This window comes from Leptolyngbya sp. FACHB-8 (genome assembly GCF_014695575.1).
Lineage (GTDB): Bacteria > Cyanobacteriota > Cyanobacteriia > Elainellales > Elainellaceae > Vacuolonema.
In genome coordinates this window covers 16,439-35,836 of the sequence record NZ_JACJOO010000050.1, presented here as the reverse complement: position 1 = coordinate 35,836, position 19,398 = coordinate 16,439, and the positions used below count along the sequence as shown (strand labels likewise).

The window sequence follows — 19,398 nt, the reverse complement described above, 5'->3', positions numbered from 1 at the left end:
CAACTTCACCCCAAGGAACGGTATGATGCTGCAATTGGAAACTGAAACCCTGCTTCCCAGGATGTCCGAGAAAACGAATACAGCAGTACTGGTAATCGGTGGTGCCGAGGACAAAGTCCACGGACGGATGATACTTACAACATTTTTTAATCGTGCGGGTGGCACCGATGCCCGAATTGCGATTATTCCGTCTGCCTCACGGGAACCTGTGATCATTGGCAACCGCTACCAAACCATCTTTGAGGATATGGGAGCCAAGGCCATTGAGGTGATCGATGTTCGCGAACGGGAGCAAGCTGATGATCCCCATTGGCAAAGCTTCCTGGACGATTGCACGGGGGTGTTTATCACCGGGGGCGATCAACTGCGGCTCTGTGGTCTGCTGGCCGATACGCCTATCATGGATAAGGTTCGCATTCGCGCTCAACTTGGCGAAGTTACCCTCGGTGGCACCAGTGCTGGGGCTGCCATTATGGGCCAGCATATGATTGCTGGGGGCGGCAGTGGAGAATCACCCAACCGTTCTCTGGTTGACTTGACCGCCGGACTCAACATTATTCCAGATGTGATTGTGGATCAACATTTCCACAACCGAAACCGGATGGCCCGTCTGATGAGCGCGATCGCCTCCTATCCCGATCGCCTGGGCATTGGCATTGATGAAGACACCTGTGCCATGTTTGAGTCGGATGGATCGTTCCAGGTCATCGGGAAAGGCACCGTTACAGTCATTGATGCCGGAAACATTTCATTCACAAACCAGCCCAGCGTGGGAACAAGCGATCCTCTCAGTATTCACAACATGAAGGTGCACATTATGTGCCATGGCGATCGCTACGATTATTACAAGCGAAAGCTTCTGCCCAAACACGTCTAATTCACGATAGAAATAGTCGTTTGGTATTGGCGATTGTAAGGTTTTACCAACTTTTTGATAGTTTTGCTACTAAACTATCCTTAAATCACTCTCTCCTTAAGGGGTTCGTAATTAACGTCTTAATGAACGCATGCTCGATTCCTTCAGACTCTTTTTACGGACGCTCTACCTATTGGCAACAACTCGTCGTCAAAGTGTTCTCCAGGAACAGTTTGATGGTTTCCTGGCAAAGGACACTAGAGCTTTGTTGTGATGGCCCGCATCTGCTCTCACCTTCAGACCTAATCCTGTATGAAAATCCTTAAGACTCAAACACTGCGAGGGGCAAATTACTGGAGTATCCGGTATAAGAAGCTAATCGTTGCTCGACTGGATCTGGAGGATTTAGCAAATCGGCCGTCTAACGAAATACCGGGCTTTTATGAAGGCTTAGTGGAAACCCTTCCGAGTTTGGTCGAGCACTTCTGCTCCCCTGGATGTCGTGGTGGTTTCCTGATGCGTGTTCAGGAAGGCACGATGATGGGGCACATTGTCGAGCATGTTGCTCTGGAGTTGCAAACCCTGGCCGGGATGCCCGTTGGCTTTGGCCGCACTCGGGAAACCTCAGAGCCCGGAATCTATCAGGTCGTATTTGAGTACGAAGATGAGCAGGCCGGACGTTATGCTGCGCGGGCTGCTGTTCGTCTCTGCCAAAGCATTGTTGATCGCGGCACCTACCCGGCTGAAGAGCTAGAGCAAGATTTACGGGATTTACAAGAATTTGCCCAGGACTCCTCCCTTGGGCCCAGCACCGAGCATATTGTCACAGCCGCTAAGGAGCGCAATGTTCCCTGGATGCCGTTAAGTGTGCGATCGCTCATCCAGCTTGGCTACGGGGTTCACCAAAAACGTATTCAGGCGAGCTTGACCAGCTTTAGCGGGATCTTAGGCGTAGAGCTAGCCAGTGATAAGGAAGGGACAAAGCGGATTCTCCAGGACGCTGGGGTTCCCGTTCCCCGAGGCACCGTTATTTACTATGAGGATGAGCTAGAAGAAGCCATCGATGAGGTAGGTGGCTTTCCTATCGTCATTAAGCCGTTAGACGGTAACCATGGCCGAGGTATCAGTATTAACCTCACGACCATGGAGCAAGCGGAGGAAGCCTACGAAGCCGCTCTGGAAGAATCTAAGACGCGATCGGTTATTGTAGAACGCTTTTATACTGGCCGTGATCACCGCATTCTGATCATCAATGGCAAAGTGGTTGCGGTGGCTGAGCGGGTTCCTGCTCATGTTATCGGTGATGGCAAGTCCACTATTCAAGAATTGGTTAATGAAACAAACAGCGATCCACTGCGGGGTTCAGGCCACGCTAACGTTCTGACCGCTATTGAACTCGATCGCGCTGCTTTTCAAATGCTTGATCGCCAGGGCTACACTTTAGAAACAGTGCTGCCCGCTGGAGAAATCTGCTACTTAAAGGCGACAGCCAACCTCAGTACAGGTGGCATTGCCATTGACCGCACTGACGAAATTCACCCTGAAAACCTCTGGATCGCCGAACGAGCAGCCCGTATTGTCGGTCTGGATATTGCTGGCATCGACATGGTGATTGAGGATATTTCTCGTCCTATGCGCGAGGTGGATGGAGTCATCGTCGAAATCAACGCGGCACCAGGCCTGCGGATGCACTTCTCCCCCAGTCAAGGCACCCCTCGCAATGTGGGAGCGGCGATCGTTGATATGTTGTTCCCACCGGGAACCCCTAGCCGAGTTCCCATCATTGCCGTTACTGGGACAAATGGAAAAACTACTACTAACCGCCTGATCGCCCATATCTTCAAACAAACCGGGCAGATTGTGGGTTACACCACAACAGACGGGATTTACATTGGCGATTTCCTGGCAGAAGCAGGGGACACGACTGGTCCTCAGAGTGCCCAGGTTATCCTGCAAGACCCAACTGTAGAAGTTGCCGTGCTGGAGACGGCGCGGGGCGGTATCCTCCGTTCTGGCCTGGGATTTGACCAGTGCGACGTAGGGGTTGTGTTGAATGTCGCTGCCGATCACCTGGGTATTGGCGATATCGATACGGTTGAGGATCTGGCTCACCTGAAGAGTGTGGTAGCAGAATCCACCAGCCCTAATGGCTATGTTGTGCTAAACGCCGATGATGCTTTAGTCACTGCGATGGCAAAGCGAGCTAAAGCGCAGATCACCTATTTTTCCATGAATCCAGAGAACCCTATCATTCAGCGCCATACGGCTCAGGGAGGCTTGACGGCGGTGTATGAAGACGGTTACCTCTGTATTCTCAAAGGCGACTGGACGCTACGTATCGAGCGAGCGGCAGATGTGCCCCTGACGATGGGCGGCCGAGCTCCGTTTATGATTGCCAACGCTCTAGCGGCTTCTCTGGCCGCATTTGCTCAAGGGGTGCCTATCGAGACGATTCGAGCTGCCCTGGCGACATTCCAAGCATCCGCAAATCAGACCCCAGGCCGAATGAATCTATTCAATCTGGGTAAGTTTCATGCCCTGGTAGATTATGCGCATAACCCCCATAGCTATGAGGCTTTGGGTGGCTTCATTCGCAATTGGGATGGTGAAAGAATTGGCGTGATTGGAGGACCTGGCGATCGCCGCGACGAAGATTTCATCACCGTGGGTCGGCTCTCTGCTGCCATGTTTGATCGCATCATTGTCAAAGAGGACGATGATACCCGTGGTCGCCCGCGAGGTGACGCTGCCAAGCTCATCGTTGAAGGTATCCGGCAAATTCAGCCCAACATGAATTACACGGTGATACTGAATGAGACAGAAGCAGTTAATCAAACCCTCGACAACGCGCCCGACGGTAGCCTCGTGGTGATTCTGCCGGAGAGTGTGAAGCGGGCGATCGCCCTTATCGATGCCCGGCGGCCGTTGCAAGAGGCGATCGCCCTCCAAACTCCCACAACTCAAACTGAGGCCAACACCGAATTCTCAGAAGCAACTGCTTCAGATAATGGTTCTTCTGACGGTGTTGAATTGGAAGAACTTGTCTAAGGAGATTTCCAACAATGAAATTATCCCCAGGATGTTGGTGCTTTGCCCGCGAAGCGGGCAAAGCACCAACATCCTGGGTAGATTCTTATGCAGAAACCTCCTAAAAACTTGTTTGAGAAGGTTGATTTTCTAGCTGAAAGGCATGGAAAATCGACCTTCTAAATTAGTCTTTAAACGACTTCTAAAAGATTTACTTACAGCGCTTCGCACTTGAATCAGCCACGGTTGTTTTTGTGAGAGACGCGCTCTGCGCGTCTCTCACAAAAACAACCGTATTTTGAGCGCTTGAAAAGCGCTGTAATAGATATACTCATAGCCATTTTTGGCATAACGAAAACGGCTGCAACTGACATTAATGCACAAGTCCCAATATGGAGCAATCCATACAGAGAATGTGCTTAGTATTAAACACCAAGCATATTCTCTGCATGGATTGGAAGTTATTCCTTGGTGTCGTCGCCTTCTTCCAGTTCACCACTATTACTTTTGATTTCTTCCTTAAATCCCCGTAGGGTTTTTCCCAGGGCACTGCCCAATTCTGGGATGCGTTTTGGCCCAAAAATTATAATAGTCAAAACCGCAATAATTGCGACTTCAGGCCAGCCAAGACCAAATAACATGAACGTCTCCTGTAATCCGTTTTACCCGCTTTTCTGCTGTTTTATGGGTGCAGCGTAGTCGCTTAGCTTCTTTCCATAGCCTGTTCTAACTATACCCTTGCGTGGCTAGTTAGGATATCAAGAGCATTTTAGAGCAAGGCTTCAAAATGCTCTTGATATCCTAACTAGCTGCAATAGCAATATCAATGGAGGTATTCTGCAAATTTTAGAGATTGTTGGTTTCCCTGCGGCTTACAGTCGAGGTAATGAAGCTAAGGCCTCATCCGCTTGTCGAAATCGTTGCATCAGCTCGGGCTCCGTCATTTTCCGGAACCATTCAAATAGCTCTGGGTTAATCGTTAGAAACTTTTCTAACTCCAAACGGAAGCCCCGCTTCGGCATATCCTGAGGATCCATTCCCGTGATTGCAGATACCAGCGTAACTCCAAGACTGTAGAGGTCTGATGCAGTTACAGCGCGTCGTCCCATTTGTTCGGGAGGGATATATCCATCCGTGCCGACCAGACTAAAAGTGGTTCCATCGCTAGGAGCTAGAGATTTGACCGAACCAAAATCCACTAGACAGATTTGTGACATCAGTTGGCTCGGATCTTCCGAAAGCAGAATATTGCCGGGTTTGATATCGCGATGAATAATAGGTGGTTTTCTACCGTGTAGGTAAACCAGAATTTCCAGGACAATGCGTGCGACCTGGCACGCCTCTGCCTCTGTCAAGAGGCGTCCTTCCTCCATGTAGCGGTACAACGATTTCCCAGGCATATAGCTTTGAATTAGGGCTAACCCCTTGCCATTGCGGGGTAGGGCAATCTCGAAATAGCCCAAGTAGCGGGGCGTAGCTGGATGTTCCAGAGTTTGCAGGATATCCACTTCCCGCTTAAACAGTTTCAGGTCATCGGGGGCCATGTTCTCGTCAATGAACAAGAGTTTCAGGATGACTGGGGAATCCGTGATAAGGTCACGGGCCAATAATGTCCAGCGCCCTGCTTTTTTCCCTAGCTGTTGTTCAACTTCGTAGCGATCGCCCAGTATTTGACCTGACATAATGATTCCTATAGTGACTACGTTATTCAGGTAGTTGTCTTGGTGATTGCGGGCCTCCTGCAATCCATCCTACTTGGTGACCTGGATACAGTTGCTTCTCTGTTTCTAAAGCTTACAGTTCCCCGTCGGGAACGTATCATCTCATATCTTTATATCGCGATCTTGAATTCCCGTATGCCTTCTTCTACCTCATCTCTTCGAAGCCAACTTCACCCCCTGATTCACCAACTGGCGGATCGGTTGGAAGCGGTTTGGCAGCATCATCTAGAGCTGCAACCTTACCATCTACCCGAAGACCTGGGGTACGTGGAAGGCAAACTCGAAGGGGAAAAATTGATCATTGAGAACCGCTGCTACCAGACACCACAGTTTCGCAAAATTCATCTGGAACTGGCTAAAGTAGGCCAGGGCTTAGATATTTTGCACTGTGTAATGTTTCCCCGCCCAGACTATGATTTACCCATGTTTGGGGCTGATTTAGTTGGAGGTCGAGGACAAATTAGTATGGCCATTGCCGATCTCTCCCCAGTTCGTTCTGACCATACCCTACCCGACGCCTACCAACAGTCTCTCCAGGCACTTCCTTCCTCGGAGTTCTCAGACAACCGCAGTTTTCCGACGTGGGCCACGATCTTCTCAGACTTCTGCCTGTTTATCCGGCCCCAATCTCCCGAGGAGGAGACGGCATTTTTGAATCAGGTGGAAGCTTATATGACGGTGCATTGTGAGCGGGCGATCGCCACGCCATCTACCCCGGAGCAACGTAGCGAGATCATGGCCGGACAGGAGCGTTACTGCACTCAACAACAGCAGAATGACAAGACCCGTCGTGTTCTCGAAAAAGCCTTCGGAGCCGAGTGGGCAGAACGCTACATGACGACAGTTCTATTCGACCTGGCTCCGGCAGAAGACTAGGACGCGTTACCTTTAAAACAGGCTCTGAAGCCCAAAAAGAAAAATTGCGGGTGCATTGCACCCGCAATTTTTCTTTTTTACTAGGTGGATGGGACTAAGCGTTTTCGCAGAGACTCTGCTCGGCGCTTCGCCGTGCTATTTTTAGGCTCTGACTTGAGGGCTGCTTCGTAGGTTTCTAAAGCCTGGGCAACCAGTTGTTTCTTCTCATAGGCAAAACCAAGGTTGTTTAGAGCCGTCACATAACCCGGCACCTGATCCACGGCTTCTTTATAGTTACGGATGGCAAGGTCATATTGCTCCTGGGCAGCATAGGCGTAGCCCACGGCATTGTGCAGCAGTGCTTTATTCTCAGCACCTTCTAAGTCTTTAGACTTCAGCGCTTTTTGGAACTCAGCGATCGCCTGAGTGTACAGGCGCTTGTCCAACAAAATACTGCCCAATTCGTAATGTTCCCGCGCATTTCCTTTTCCTTGTTTCAGTTGAGCTTGCAACCGATTCAGCCGAGTTTCAGTACGCCGTGTGCGTAGAACCTGACGAACCAAAAACACCGCTGCGATGGAGAGCAAGCTCACCAGAAGGCCAAGATAGAGCGTTGGAAACGTCCCTTCGTTCATATCGTTAAAACCGCCTGTAATCGGAGTAAAAATTCCCTTTTCTCCTAGCCTACACCACAACCCTGTACTTCTTGGGCACAGCTATAGCCTTTGTCGCGTTAGTTGGGATATCAGGAATGAGTGGGAAGTACTGCTCTCACTCACTTCAGGCCATTTAGGTTAAGACACGAAGAGAGGGTAAATGCAAAGCATCTACCCTCTCTTTTACTCACAGCAGACTGGCTGCATTCAACGCTGCGATCGCTTGTTCCTAATCACGGTTCAAAGCAATTAGCAGCCGCAGAATGAACACGAACAGGTTGATGTAGGTCAGATACATCGACAAAGCTGCTGATAGATACTGCTCATCGCGGTAAGCCCGAGGCAACACAAAAAAGTCGACAACGGCTGAACCAACAAACAGCAATACGCCTATCCCAGAGATGGCAATCTCTATGAAAGTTGGAGTGTATACCCCAAATAGGGAAAGGGCCAGTTGTGCGATTAGCACAACGAACAAGGCCATAATGCCAATACGGATAGTTTGTGACAGGGCCATGCCATCTTGTTCAGATAGGTTAGAGCCAATTTGTCGCGCAGCGATAAAAGTGACTCCACATCCCAAAGCGGCAATACCGAGGCTAGCAATGCCTACAGTCCCAAGAGCCACAAAGACTAAACCGCTCAAGGTATACCCTGATAGCAAGCTATAGGTGGCTAAAAGCGGTAGTGCAGTTCCGTTATTACCTTTAGCTGCGACGCCCTGGGCAACAAAGAAAAGGGCCAATTCAGCAACAAAGGCCACCCAGAAGGTGGTCATAAACAGACCTGGGTTACTCTGGATCACACCCAATCCGCCATAGGTACCCAGGGCGGTCAGAATCAGCCCACCACCCAAATAGGGCAGCGCATTCTTAATAACATTGGGCCCGACTAGAGCCTGAGTTTGCGCATCACGGAATGCCTTACGAAAATTACTCGTGCTGGTCATAACTCAATCAATCTCCAAAGGTATGCATGGTTTAAACACCTTCTGACCTGAGTCATCAAATTTTTAGAAGATGCTTGAAGAGGTCCACGGAGAGACCAATGTTTTGCTAGTGGAAACTGCAAAAGTTTCTTTTCAAACACCCCCTTCTATCAGGGGCAGTAGATATTCATGCCTTTTCTACGCTTCCATACTCCCCTACTCTAAACTATTTGCTAAATTTCAGTTGTTCAATTGCTGACTTCGCATTACGAAGTAACCAATAGTTTCCTTTTGTTAACGATAGGTTCATGCCTCTCTATACCCTTAGATAGAGGCAGAAGATTTCTCGAATTGTCGCAGCTACAGCAAATTCGGGAACTATAACCGCAGGAGGCGATCGCTTCAAGCCTCAAACGGGCTCATCCGTAGGGTTACACAACATTCCGTAATTACGCTGAGCTAGTTAGGGGTCTCGCCCCACATTTCCCAGTGAATTAACGATGGTTGTTACCTCGCCATCCTTAGAGAATTAGCCTAAATCAAACCCCGCAGGTATCCACAGATGACGGCTAATTCCTCCTCCCTTCGGTCTCGTAGCATGGAATTGCTGATGGCCTATCAGCAGAACCCGTCTGTGAGCATTCGCAACCGACTCGTTCAGCTCAATGCCGGTCTGGTACGCAAGATTGCCCACCGTGTTAGCCACCAATGTGCAGAACCCTATGAAGATCTCGAACAGATTGGCTATTTGGGTTTAATCCGGGCTATTGAGCGATTCAATCCGAGCCAGGGTTGTGCCTTCAGTTCCTTCGCCGTTCCCTACATCCGTGGCGAAATGCTGCACTTCCTGCGCGATCGTGGCAGTGCCCTGAAAGTACCCCGCCGTTGGCAAGATCTCCAGAAAGAAGGCCAGCGCGTTCGCATTCAGTTGACTAAAGATCTGGGACGCAATCCCAACGAACGGGAAGTTGCAGACGCCCTCGGTATCTCCCTGGCAGAGTGGCATGAAGTGCGTGTAGCTGTGAAGAACCGCCTGCCCCTCAGCTTGGATGCAACGGTTCAACAAGTGGATTCCACCATCACTCTGGGCGAGACCCTGCCGGATATCAACTACCAGGCCATCCAGCGTCTGGAGGAAGACCGCCAGCAGCTCCAGCGTGCCCTGAACCAGTTGGAAGATAAGACCCGCGCTGCTGTGGAGTTTGTGTTTTTCAACGAACTGTCTCGTAAGGAAGTAGCTGAGCGGATCGGTGTCAGCCCTATGACCGTTACCCGTCGCATCCAGCGCGGTCTAGAGCAGATGATGACTTTCCTGCAAGTACAAGCTCTGCAAACAGACGCTCAATCCTAAGTCACTCAATCCTAAGTCACTCTAAAATCCCCTGAAAACTTGGAAGACACACCATCTAGATGGTGTGTCTTCCAAGTTTTTAAAGCTGCGATAGGGCATTTCGCTTCCTGATGTCCAAGCTCCGCTTCGGTACTTATACTCTCTGGGAGTCCAACTGGCTCCTAGATAACCTCTTATAAGTTAGTAACCAGGAATTAGCTCAGACGGGCATTGCACTCCAGGATAAGTCGTTGGTTTGCAACGGCATGGGGTTGAAGGGTTAACGCTCGCTGAAAGGCTTGGATGGCAGCAACATATTCGCCCAGAGCGGCATGGCATAATCCCTTGCCATGAATGGCTCCGAAATGGATAGGGTTGCGGGCAATAACTTGTTCACAGTCTGCCAGGGATTTTCGATATTGGTGCTGGACAAAATAGAGGACAGCCCTACGATTCCAGGCTTCTGCAAAATCTGGTTGGTCGTCAATTAGCTGAGTCAGCACTTGCTCAGCCTGCAAATATTTGCCAGATTCCATCAAAATTTGGCTCTGTTCCAAGATTTCTAGGCCATAAGTTCCCTTTTGCGTGAACCAGCGCCGCCAGAGTTCACGGGTGGCTAACTCGCGGACCTCTTCGTCTTCACTTTTCAGGTCGGCGAGCAATGCCTCAATGCTTTTATCCTCCATGGACTTAAACCTCGGCTCTCAGCTTGCTGTGGTTGTCTCTACTGCCATCTTGCACCAGAAAACGCCAAGGAGATTCCGCCCCTTGACCCTTACAGATGGGACTGCCGTTATAGCTATACGCACTTATGTTAGGGCAGAAGGAAAGGATTAGGGGGCTTAACCCTTTTCTTCTGCCCGCTGTAAACCATAAAACCCCATCCCTCCTGAGCGCAAAGTTCCCTGCAAGGGCGACAAACTCTTTGTTAGCTCGTCAGGTGGATCTCATATAACGCCTTCGACCAGAGCTTGCAGCTTATGAGCGTCTCACTGGTGGAAGAGTAGAACGATTTCGTCCAGTGAAATATGAAATAAACAAGTGTGTTTCATAGAAACAAATGAGCGAGAAGAGGGCGATCGCCCTCCTCTCGCTCATAGTTAAGATTTTGTAGAGTGCCAGCCAGGGGCTATAAACGGTGTAAGCTATCCCCTTACTTCATGGCTGTATTCCTCCAATGGCCGGGCTGCATTGACGAGGGTAAGCAACGGTCCAGTTTGCTCTTGACCGGTGGTAGCGAGATCACTGTGGCACAGATAGACGCGATCGCCCGTCCGGTGCAACAAATCTCGCACTTGCCGCTCCAGTCGCTGTTGATCAGCCTCCAGAACATCAGCCGTTGTCCAGGGGCGACCTGACCATTCCTGCAACATCAGGGGAGCCCCAAATAGGTCACTGTTCCCGGTGAGCCAAAGGGGAGAGCCCGCATCCAGCCAGAACTGCCAACGATGGAATAGCCGTGCTGCCCGGTATTGATAAATCGTAGCCAGGGTAACGGCCTTGCGTTCTGTAATCGGTCGAGCCGGATAGGGATCCGCGGTGAGGGTGCCATTGCGGAGCAGCGTGATGAAATGCCCTACTGAGGTGCTCATGTCTCGGCGGCGACCCTGGGGATTGGACGCCTCTACCTGAAATAGGCGAGAGTCTACTTCCCAATAATGTTGCGCCGTTTCCATAAACTCTCGTAAGGCGGCCAGGCGATCGTAAGCCAGATGACTTCCCCCCAACAGAAACCGCTGAATAGCCCGATCAAGAAGGGTCACTGGGCTGGGTATTAGCCGTTGTTGTTGCTGAAGCTGTTGATCCGAAATCCATTGCCGAATCTGTTCGTAGGCATCTGCTGCCCGATATCCCAGACGATCCCAGCGAGGAAATGCTGTGATCGGCAACAGGGTCGGTCGCTCTAAGTCGGGCACAAAACAGTGATCCACCAGCAACCCGGCCCGCACAGGGTCGATATGAGATTGTTCCAGAGTGGAGGTTTGAGGATCCAATAGAGCCGGTTGGCTCAGGATGATGAGCAATTCAGCGATCGCCCCCATCTCCAACATTCCTCCCAGCCCTGGGTAAACCATCGCCATGATGGTCAGCAGGACCCGTACGGTAGGATATCCCACCAGGGGTTCTTGCTCATTCAACGCCTCCACGGCTACTCCCTGGCGGCTGAGAATTTCGCGCAGCGTGTAACGGGCGATCGCATCCAACCCGGGTCCAATAATAGCGACCTCTTGCGACTCCACTTGCCCTGATTGAATCCCCTCTATCACGACTTCTGCGGTCCGTCGCAACAACTGCGCCCGTGACACTGTTTGGATACTGCGAATGGTTTCTGGCATGGCTGGTAACAACACCGGCTCTCGTACCCAGCCCACCAGGGTTTCTGCCCACGCTACCCCTAAGCTATCGGAGGGGCTGGGCAATGTCAGGACTTGACAACGCTCCTGCAGACTAGCGAGAGCTTGAGGATCTGCTCCTAAACCCCGACGAATTGCTCTGTTGGGGTTGAAGGTGAAAACTCCGGGGAGATCTTGGTCTAGGAAGAAGTTGAAGAGTTGGAGAGCGATCGCCGGATACTCATCCACATCATCCGCCAGCACCGCCCGGTATCGTTGCCGCAGTCGCTCCTGATAACCAGGATGGGGTAGTAAATAGCGCCAGTAAAGGTCTGTTACCAGGCCATAGGTGAGCAATCCCCGCTCAAGGCACCATTCCCGCCATCGTTGTAATACCTCTCCAATAACGTCCCATAGAGGCGAAGATCCAAATCCATCCTCTAAAACGCCCGGAATATTCTCCAGCGGTATAGTGCCAAAGGCGGCAAGCTGGAAGAGGTCGAGCGATCGCCGCACCACAAAATAATCTGACACCCCTTCCATTTTGAGGCGACCGCTTTCCAGGTCCGGTTGCCACAGTCGGGTTGCCAATTCTTGCTCAGTTTCAGGACGTAGCCGCAACGGGAAGCGGGCTGGAATACCCAATTGCTCTACCAGTAGGGGGTAGAACAGAATGACCTCATCCTGAAAAAAACCCAGAGGAGTTGTGGAGTCAAAAGGGTAGGGGAAAGGTGGGGTATCGGACCTACCTTCCCCCAGTAGGTTAGCTAATTGCTCTGCGAGATGAATTCGGTTGTCCCCCGTTGCCGCGAACACCAGCATCGGCTGTGGGGGAAGTTCGGATTGGGGATCTCCTAAGACTTGGGCTAGGGTGCCAAATTGCTCCACCAACCGCTGGGTCTTGCCACTTCGGGTGCCGCCCAAAATCCATTGGTTAGGAAATACAAGGGGAGTCATGGAACTTGGCGACTAAATTCTGCCGTCCGCTTTCTCAAATACTATACTTTCTTCATTCACCTTTACCTCGCTTACAGGATAGGTTGTCGATCCCGAATCTCATCAGGGATCTCACCTATCTGTCGTGGGGATGTTTAAAAAGTTGCACTTTTCGTGTACCTATGTCTGAGAAATACCCTCTAGGGGGATCTTCCTTAATCATCTGTTAAGGAAATTCGTTTCCCAAATGTCGGTTTTAGCATTCGGGCCTTGCTAGTCTTACCCCGAAGTCCCTTCAATGTCATGATTTATCCTTGCCTCTCCACGTTTGAACCGTTACCCCGGGTTTATCGGTGTTTAGTGCAGTTTTATGAAAAACTCAGTTTCCACAGTGTTTAACCGCTTAGCCCAGGGTGCCAATCAATGGCTTATGCGGACTCCTGAGCGCGCCCTTGACGAAGCCTACGAAGCCGCCATGCGGATTAAGGCTATTGAAGACAACCATTTCAATGGGGCTCGTATCTCTGTGGAGTATGGCAACTACGGCCGTAGCACCATGGACTACTTCCAGAGCGAGTTGCGGAAGTACCTCAACATTGCCAAAGTTCGGCTAGCGGAATTTCGAGCTAGTAACACACTGCTTCGGCTTTCCAACCGCTCATTCACCGAAGTGCAGATGGATGAAGCCGACACAGAGGAGTACCGCATTAATATCATTGATAAGCCAGCCCTCATTCTGCGTAAGTTAAACGCGATTGATGAGATCATCGCCCGCTACAGCTATGCTGGGCCTCCTCCCTCCGCCATTATGGTGGTCTCCGAGAATAGCCAAAAACCTGCTCGTAACGGAAAGCGCCCAACCCCAGCAGTACAACGGGCTAATGGGAACTCTCTTGCCGATCGTCCCACTCCTCTCAGCCGCCGAGCTAAAACCGAGGAATTGGTAGACAACGTAGAATCCATCGCCGATAAGACAGGAGTACTACCTCGTTCGATTCTCAAAAGTGTGGAACGGGTCAAGCGTGAGCTCGATCCCAATGCCGAACGGGACGTTGTTGATAACTATCGGCGTTCCAAAATGCGCACCACGATCGCCGTCCGATTGGTCCTGTTACTCGTTATTATTCCGTTGCTGGTACAGCAGGTTAGCAAAAGCTTTGTCGTGGGTCCTATTGTGGATCGGATGCGAACTCCGGAAGCTTCTGCTCTGTTCATCAACATGGATATGGAGGAGGAAGCTCTAACCGAGTTGAATCGTTACGAAGAGCGGCTGCGATTTGAACGGCTCATTGGGAAGGCTCCAGACTTGACTGATGAGAAAATCGAAGAATCGCTGAAGGAACGGGCGGTTGAGCTGGCAGAAGAATTTCGGCTTCAGAGCAATGATGCGATTAAAAACGTCTTCTCGGATATGCTGGCTGGGGTGGCTTTTATGTTCATTCTGGTTAATAGCCGCGAGGAGATCGAGATCCTCAAATCCTTTATTGATGAATTGGTTTATGGCCTCAGTGACAGCGCCAAAGCGTTCATCATCATTCTCTTTACCGACATGTTTGTTGGTTTCCACTCACCTCACGGCTGGGAGGTATTGTTGGATGGGGTAGCACGCCACTTCGGCTTAGAAGCTAATCATGATTTTATCTTCCTGTTCATTGCTACCTTCCCAGTGATTCTGGACACTATCTTCAAATATTGGATTTTCCGATACCTCAACCGGATTTCTCCTTCTGCTGTGGCAACTTACCGAAATATGAACGAGTAATTTCAGCCCCACTCCTTTTTAAGGAGACACTGAAGCGTCAGCGAAGCTTGGTAAGGGCATGAGTTAAGGCGAGGTTTAACAGACAGTGCCCAAAACGCTAATCAAATGAAACGCTCTAATCAATAAAAAGGAGGCTGCGACTTCGCAGCCTCCTTTTTTCATCGAATCGAGGTCACTATAGCTGTTTCACAGAAGCCACCAGATCCGTCAGCACATCGCGTGCGTTGCCGAATAACATCATGGTCTTGTCATCGTAGAACAGCTCATTCTCAACCCCTGCAAACCCGGCGCTCATCCCGCGCTTGATCACAATCGTGTGGTGCGCTTTGTCTACTTCCAGAATGGGCATGCCGTAAATGGGGCTTTGAGCATTGCTCCGTGCCGCTGGGTTCACCACATCGTTAGCGCCAATCACCAGTGCTACATCTACCCGCTCAAATTCAGGGTTGATGTCCTCCATGTCATAGAGTTGGGGATAGGGCACATTGGCCTCGGCCAGCAGTACGTTCATATGACCTGGCATCCGTCCAGCCACCGGGTGAATAGCATACTTCACTTCCACACCCAGACGGCCCAGTTGATCGGCCAATTCGCGAACGGTGTGTTGAGCTTGGGCCACAGCCATCCCGTAACCAGGAACGATCACAACGGATTGGGCATAGCCCAGCATCATCGCCGCTTCTTCGGAGTCGATGGGATGGACAATGCGATCGCCCACCTCAGACCCATCTCCACCTGTCGTTTTCTTTGCGTCATTAAAAGCCGTGAACAATACATTCGTGAGGGAACGGTTCATCGCCTTACACATAATTTGGGTCAGGATGATCCCCGATGCCCCTACCAGTGCTCCAGCAACAATCAGCATGTTGTTCATCAACACAAACCCTGCGGCACTGGCAGCCAACCCCGAAAAGGAGTTGAGCAGCGAAATCACCACGGGCATGTCTGCCCCGCCGATGGGATTGGTGAACAGCACTCCCAAAACCAATGAAATCCCGATAACGCCCAGGAAGATGGCCTGTTGGGTTGAGTCCTGAATCAGCAGGACGCTGCCCCCCAGAAACAGAGCAACCAGACCCAGGCTGATCAGACGCTGCATAGGCAACACAACGGGTGCACCACCGATAATTCCCTGCAGCTTCGCGAAGGCAATTAAGCTTCCCGTCAGGGTTACACCCCCAATCAGAACACTCAGCAGAATTGTAATCAGGTTACTCAGGGTTGGGACTTCCCCTGCTCGTAGTAACCGTTCAAATTCCGCCGCTGCCACCAGAGTGGAGGCCCCCCCACCCAAGCCGTTGAGTAGACCCACCATTTGAGGCATAGCGGTCATTTCAACCTTTTGGGCCATCACGATGCCAATCACAGAACCGACCAAAATCCCCGCGAGGATCAGCGGGAAGTTCATCGGGGTTTGGTAGAGGAGTGTAGCAGCGATCGCCAGCAACATCCCCACTGCTGCCAAACTGTTGCCCTTCCGCGCCGTTGCCGGTGATCCCAATCGCTTCAGGCCCACGATGAAGAGTGACACGGCCACTAAGTAACCCAGTTCAATACCGTTATTCAAAACACTCGTCATAGCTTAGCCCTTCGCTTCTTTCTTCTTGAACATCTGCAACATGCGATCGGTTACCAGGAAGCCCCCAACGACGTTGATGGTGGCCAACACGATCGCAATAAAGCCCAATGCATTGATCCAGTTCACCCCAGAACCCAGGGTCACAAGCAAAGCGCCAATTACCGCAATCCCGGAGATAGCGTTTGATCCTGACATCAGGGGCGTATGCAGCGTCGGCGGAACTTTGTTGATTACCTCAAATCCAATAAAGGAGGCCAACACGAAGACCACCAGGGCGGCGATTAACGGTTCGGTCATAGTCAAAAGTCCTTGAATTGTCTTGGAAGGGAAGGGTTGATTTTTCATACTGCAAGGTAAGAAAAATCAACATTGAATGTTTTAGATTCAGGGGCAACACCCTAATCCAGAATGGAGGGCTGGCGGAGTTGCTCTAGGGCTGCCTTCACGCGGGCGTTCCGTAGTTCGCCGCCGTGGGTGACACAGACGCTCGAAATAATGTCGTCTTCAAAATTCAGATTGGCCTGCCCGTCCTTAATGAAGTGCTTCAGCAGGTTTGTAACGTTTTTGGCGTACATCTGGCTGGCATGAATCGAGGTGGAAGAGGGCAGATTGATCGGTCCCAAAATCGTGACGCCATGCTTCACTACATTGCCACCAGGCTCAGTACAGGCGCAGTTGCCGCCCTGCTCTGCCGCCATGTCCACAACGACAGATCCCGGTTTCATCTGGGCCACCATCGCCTCAGTTACCAGCAGGGGAGCTTGTCGCCCCGGCACTTGAGCGGTTGTAATGACGAGGTCAGAGTGCTTCACGTGCTCAGCGACAACTTCGCGCGATCGCTCCTTCGATGCCTCAGAAATTTCCTTGGCATAGCCTCCTTCAGCCACGGTGTCCTCATCCATGGGCACTTCCACAAACTTGGCCCCAAGGCTCTGCACTTCTTCCTTCACCGCCGGGCGAATGTCAAAGGCCTCGACCACCGCTCCTAGACGACGGGCGGTAGCGATCGCCTGTAGCCCGGCTACCCCAGCGCCAATCACAAATACCTTTGCAGGAGGGATAGTACCCGCTGCCGTTGTCAACATCGGTAAAAAGCGCGGTAGAGCAGCAGCCCCAATCAACACCGCTTGATAACCTGCCACACTAGCCTGGGAGGACAGCACATCCATGCTCTGGGCGCGACTTGTACGGGGGATTAGCTCCATGCTCATGGCAGTAATGCGTCGCTCTGCCAATCGCTGCATCATGCCAGGATCCCCAAGAGGATTCAGCAGACTAATCAGGATGGAGCCTTCCCGCAGTAGCTCGACCTCAGATTGGCCATCGCGATCGTGCAAAGGGCTCACCTTCAACACAATGTCGGCGTTATTCCAGGCTTCATAGTGGTCATGCACAATGTGGGCTCCTGCCGCTTCATAATCAGCGTCACTGAAAAAGGAGCCACTTCCAGCCTGAGTTTCTACCTGGATCTCTAAACCAGACTGCACCAGGCGGCTAACCAGATCTGGGATCAGGGCAACGCGCCGTTCTCCCCCTTCAGTTTCACGAACTACGGATAACTTCATGGACGTTCCTCAGTAAAGTCTCGTTGGCAAAAGTACCCATCTTGCTCATCCGCAGTAATCGTTAAAAAGAGCGATTTATGCAGCAATAGTGACGGCATTGATGAGAGATTTTGAAGATTAAAGATGGGCTTGTTAGAAGTTCCGCAGGCCTAGCGAACTTCCTAGAAATGGGGTGAACCCCTCAGTACCATTCAAAAGTTTCGGATTATTTTCGTTGGCTCATCAGGCACGGATTTAGATTTCCTTTAGAAAGGGAAGTGCTTAGGACAAGAGCTGATGTTGCTAAGATGCCTCCCCTTTTGTCGTCGATAACAGTACGACACAATAACTTAAGATTCTCAACAGCACCAAATGAGTATTTATTCTTGGGTTTGCAGCGGCTCTAGTCATCTTCTAGAGTTATTTGCATCCTAAGAGTGATCCCCATTTTTCAATACATATCTTCAACTTGTCTTAGGAAGTATTTGATTTTTTGACGAGGCTGATAGTCTCATCATAGCGATCGCGAAAGCTCCTAAAGGCATATCTTGTAATCAACTGTTACGCCTTATCCATTGCTTCCAGCAATGCTCAAGCTATTTCAACAAAAAATAAGAAACGTGACGAAATAAGTTCGTTCTTGTCCCCCACGTCTGCCATAACTATTGGGTCGCTCATATTTATTTGCATGCAAAACTAGAGCCTTTAATTTGCTATCTAGACTGACAAAAAACAAAACTTACCCTTTCTTTTATGCGTTATACGGTGATGACAAAAAACAGGATTTAAGTTCTGTCGCTCAGTCTATTCCTGGTGTCGTGGTAGTTAGAACGTCAGGAGGGAATGGGATAAGTAGTTACAATTCAACATCAGACCTAAAAGGCCGTGCTGCTCATAAAGTGAGCAGCACGGCCTTTTAGGTCTGATGTTCAATGAGGTTGAGCTGCCTACAAGAGCAAAAATAAGCTCAAGGCATGATTCAAGAGAATTAGTCTTTGGATAGAAACTATTCAGAATATAGCTCTGTAGGATTTGTCCGGATTGGGCACTTTTACAGGAGAGATATCGTCACATCACGTAACAGGTTGTCCTTCTATGCTGGTAAAGTCATAGAGTCTGTAAACGTTAAGCATTTGTAATGTCCCGGTGTGGGCGTGGTTTATGGTTTCTAAAATCCCTTTCACTCGTACCGTTTCCGCTCTAGCGATCGCCGTAGGGCTGCTGGCATCAACGGGTACAGCGTTGTTCGCACAATCTCTGCCCGGTTTGGTGATTTTCAGCGGTGTTGATCGAGACAATATTCTGGGCTATCGGCTCGACTTTGAGGGCGTTCCACGGCGTCGTGATCGCTATCGTTTGCGAATCTCAGGGACAAAGCTACCCACGGCCGTCTCCCAACTGACCATTACGTATCCAGAAAACTACGATGGCAGCTTTGACACGGAAGACATCGAGCTGCGCGTCGAAGGTCAAGAGGTCCCCGTCAGCGAAGTGCGATGGAGCGAAGAAATCCGAGAGGTCAGTATCTATCCAGTTGACTCCATTCCGGCTAACTCCCGGGTTGAGGTCGTTATGTCTAACGTCAGGAATCCTCGCCGAGCTGGTATGTACTACTTCAATGCCCTCATTCTGCCAACGGGTGATATTCCCCTACGGCGGTACGTCGGCACCTGGATCATTGGTATCGGCGACACCAATTAAAGTGAAGTGTGGCACCTTGTTAGAAGTCGGAGTTCTTCAAGAATTCCGACTTCTTGCTGTGCTCCTACAGCTTGATCCGTTTTCACTTTTCATGGGCGATCGCCACATTGCTGCTCTGACAAAAGCGCTCAAACCCTCAAATATTTTGCCTTCTACAACGTCTCGGTGCT

15 protein-coding genes are annotated in these 19,398 nt (G+C 50.6%); 6 read left to right on the top strand and 9 right to left on the bottom strand.

What is annotated here, in order from left to right:
* Nucleotides 1–25 precede the first annotated feature (25 nt).
* A complete protein-coding gene (locus tag H6F91_RS11360; protein ID WP_190771231.1) occupies nucleotides 26–877 on the top strand; it encodes a cyanophycinase in 852 nt (283 codons plus the stop codon).
* A gap of 291 nt (nucleotides 878–1,168) precedes the next feature.
* A complete protein-coding gene (gene cphA, locus H6F91_RS11355) occupies nucleotides 1,169–3,904 on the top strand; it encodes a cyanophycin synthetase (RefSeq protein ID WP_190771216.1) in 2,736 nt (911 codons plus the stop codon).
* Nucleotides 3,905–4,344: 440 nt separating this feature from the next.
* Here cphA and tatA read toward each other — a convergent pair whose 3' ends face one another.
* A complete protein-coding gene (gene tatA / locus H6F91_RS11350; RefSeq protein ID WP_190771215.1) occupies nucleotides 4,345–4,524 on the bottom strand; it encodes a twin-arginine translocase TatA/TatE family subunit in 180 nt (59 codons plus the stop codon).
* Nucleotides 4,525–4,755: 231 nt separating this feature from the next.
* Nucleotides 4,756–5,565 carry a serine/threonine-protein kinase gene (locus tag H6F91_RS11345; protein WP_190771214.1) on the bottom strand — a complete coding sequence of 270 codons (810 nt, stop codon included), beginning with the start codon at nucleotides 5,563–5,565 and terminating at the stop codon, nucleotides 4,756–4,758.
* A 174-nt stretch (nucleotides 5,566–5,739) separates the two neighbouring features.
* Here H6F91_RS11345 and H6F91_RS11340 point away from each other — a divergent pair, with 174 nt between their 5' ends.
* Nucleotides 5,740–6,480: a phycocyanobilin:ferredoxin oxidoreductase gene (locus H6F91_RS11340; RefSeq protein ID WP_190771213.1), complete on the top strand. Its 741-nt coding sequence runs from the start codon at nucleotides 5,740–5,742 to the stop codon at nucleotides 6,478–6,480.
* An 80-nt stretch (nucleotides 6,481–6,560) separates the two neighbouring features.
* Here H6F91_RS11340 and H6F91_RS11335 read toward each other — a convergent pair whose 3' ends face one another.
* Nucleotides 6,561–7,094 carry a tetratricopeptide repeat protein gene (locus tag H6F91_RS11335; protein WP_190771212.1) on the bottom strand — a complete coding sequence of 178 codons (534 nt, stop codon included), beginning with the start codon at nucleotides 7,092–7,094 and terminating at the stop codon, nucleotides 6,561–6,563.
* A 250-nt stretch (nucleotides 7,095–7,344) separates the two neighbouring features.
* Entirely contained in the window at nucleotides 7,345–8,064 is a 720-nt protein-coding gene (locus H6F91_RS11330; RefSeq protein WP_190771211.1) for a Bax inhibitor-1 family protein, read from the bottom strand.
* Between the two features lie 541 nt (nucleotides 8,065–8,605).
* On the opposite strand from H6F91_RS11330, the gene H6F91_RS11325 reads away from it, so the two are divergent.
* On the top strand, nucleotides 8,606–9,394 hold the full coding sequence (locus tag H6F91_RS11325; protein WP_190771210.1) for an RNA polymerase sigma factor SigF: 789 nt from the start codon (nucleotides 8,606–8,608) through the stop codon (nucleotides 9,392–9,394).
* Nucleotides 9,395–9,588: 194 nt separating this feature from the next.
* On the opposite strand, the gene H6F91_RS11320 is transcribed toward H6F91_RS11325, so the two are convergent.
* Together H6F91_RS11320 and H6F91_RS11315 are read right to left on the bottom strand one after the other, a co-directional pair.
* Complete coding sequence (locus H6F91_RS11320) at nucleotides 9,589–10,059, bottom strand: tetratricopeptide repeat protein (RefSeq protein WP_190771209.1); 471 nt, start codon at nucleotides 10,057–10,059, stop codon at nucleotides 9,589–9,591.
* 459 nt (nucleotides 10,060–10,518) lie between these two features.
* Nucleotides 10,519–12,663, bottom strand: a complete 2,145-nt coding sequence (locus H6F91_RS11315) for a recombinase family protein (RefSeq protein WP_190771208.1) — start codon at nucleotides 12,661–12,663, stop codon at nucleotides 10,519–10,521.
* Nucleotides 12,664–13,012: 349 nt separating this feature from the next.
* Here H6F91_RS11315 and H6F91_RS11310 point away from each other — a divergent pair, with 349 nt between their 5' ends.
* On the top strand, nucleotides 13,013–14,404 hold the full coding sequence (locus tag H6F91_RS11310; protein WP_190771207.1) for a proton extrusion protein PcxA: 1,392 nt from the start codon (nucleotides 13,013–13,015) through the stop codon (nucleotides 14,402–14,404).
* 175 nt (nucleotides 14,405–14,579) lie between these two features.
* On the opposite strand, the gene H6F91_RS11305 is transcribed toward H6F91_RS11310, so the two are convergent.
* The 3 genes from H6F91_RS11305 to H6F91_RS11295 all read right to left on the bottom strand — a co-directional run bounded on the left by H6F91_RS11305 (nucleotide 14,580) and on the right by H6F91_RS11295 (nucleotide 17,548).
* The gene (locus tag H6F91_RS11305; RefSeq protein ID WP_190771206.1) at nucleotides 14,580–15,983 is read right to left on the bottom strand and encodes an NAD(P)(+) transhydrogenase (Re/Si-specific) subunit beta; all 1,404 of its coding nucleotides are present in this window, start codon (nucleotides 15,981–15,983) and stop codon (nucleotides 14,580–14,582) included.
* A gap of 3 nt (nucleotides 15,984–15,986) precedes the next feature.
* Nucleotides 15,987–16,280, bottom strand: a complete 294-nt coding sequence (locus H6F91_RS11300) for an NAD(P) transhydrogenase subunit alpha (RefSeq protein WP_190771205.1) — start codon at nucleotides 16,278–16,280, stop codon at nucleotides 15,987–15,989.
* A gap of 101 nt (nucleotides 16,281–16,381) precedes the next feature.
* Nucleotides 16,382–17,548: a Re/Si-specific NAD(P)(+) transhydrogenase subunit alpha gene (locus H6F91_RS11295; protein WP_190771204.1), complete on the bottom strand. Its 1,167-nt coding sequence runs from the start codon at nucleotides 17,546–17,548 to the stop codon at nucleotides 16,382–16,384.
* A 1,140-nt stretch (nucleotides 17,549–18,688) separates the two neighbouring features.
* Here H6F91_RS11295 and H6F91_RS11290 point away from each other — a divergent pair.
* Nucleotides 18,689–19,228 carry a DUF2808 domain-containing protein gene (locus tag H6F91_RS11290; protein ID WP_190771203.1) on the top strand — a complete coding sequence of 180 codons (540 nt, stop codon included), beginning with the start codon at nucleotides 18,689–18,691 and terminating at the stop codon, nucleotides 19,226–19,228.
* Nucleotides 19,229–19,398 lie beyond the last annotated feature (170 nt).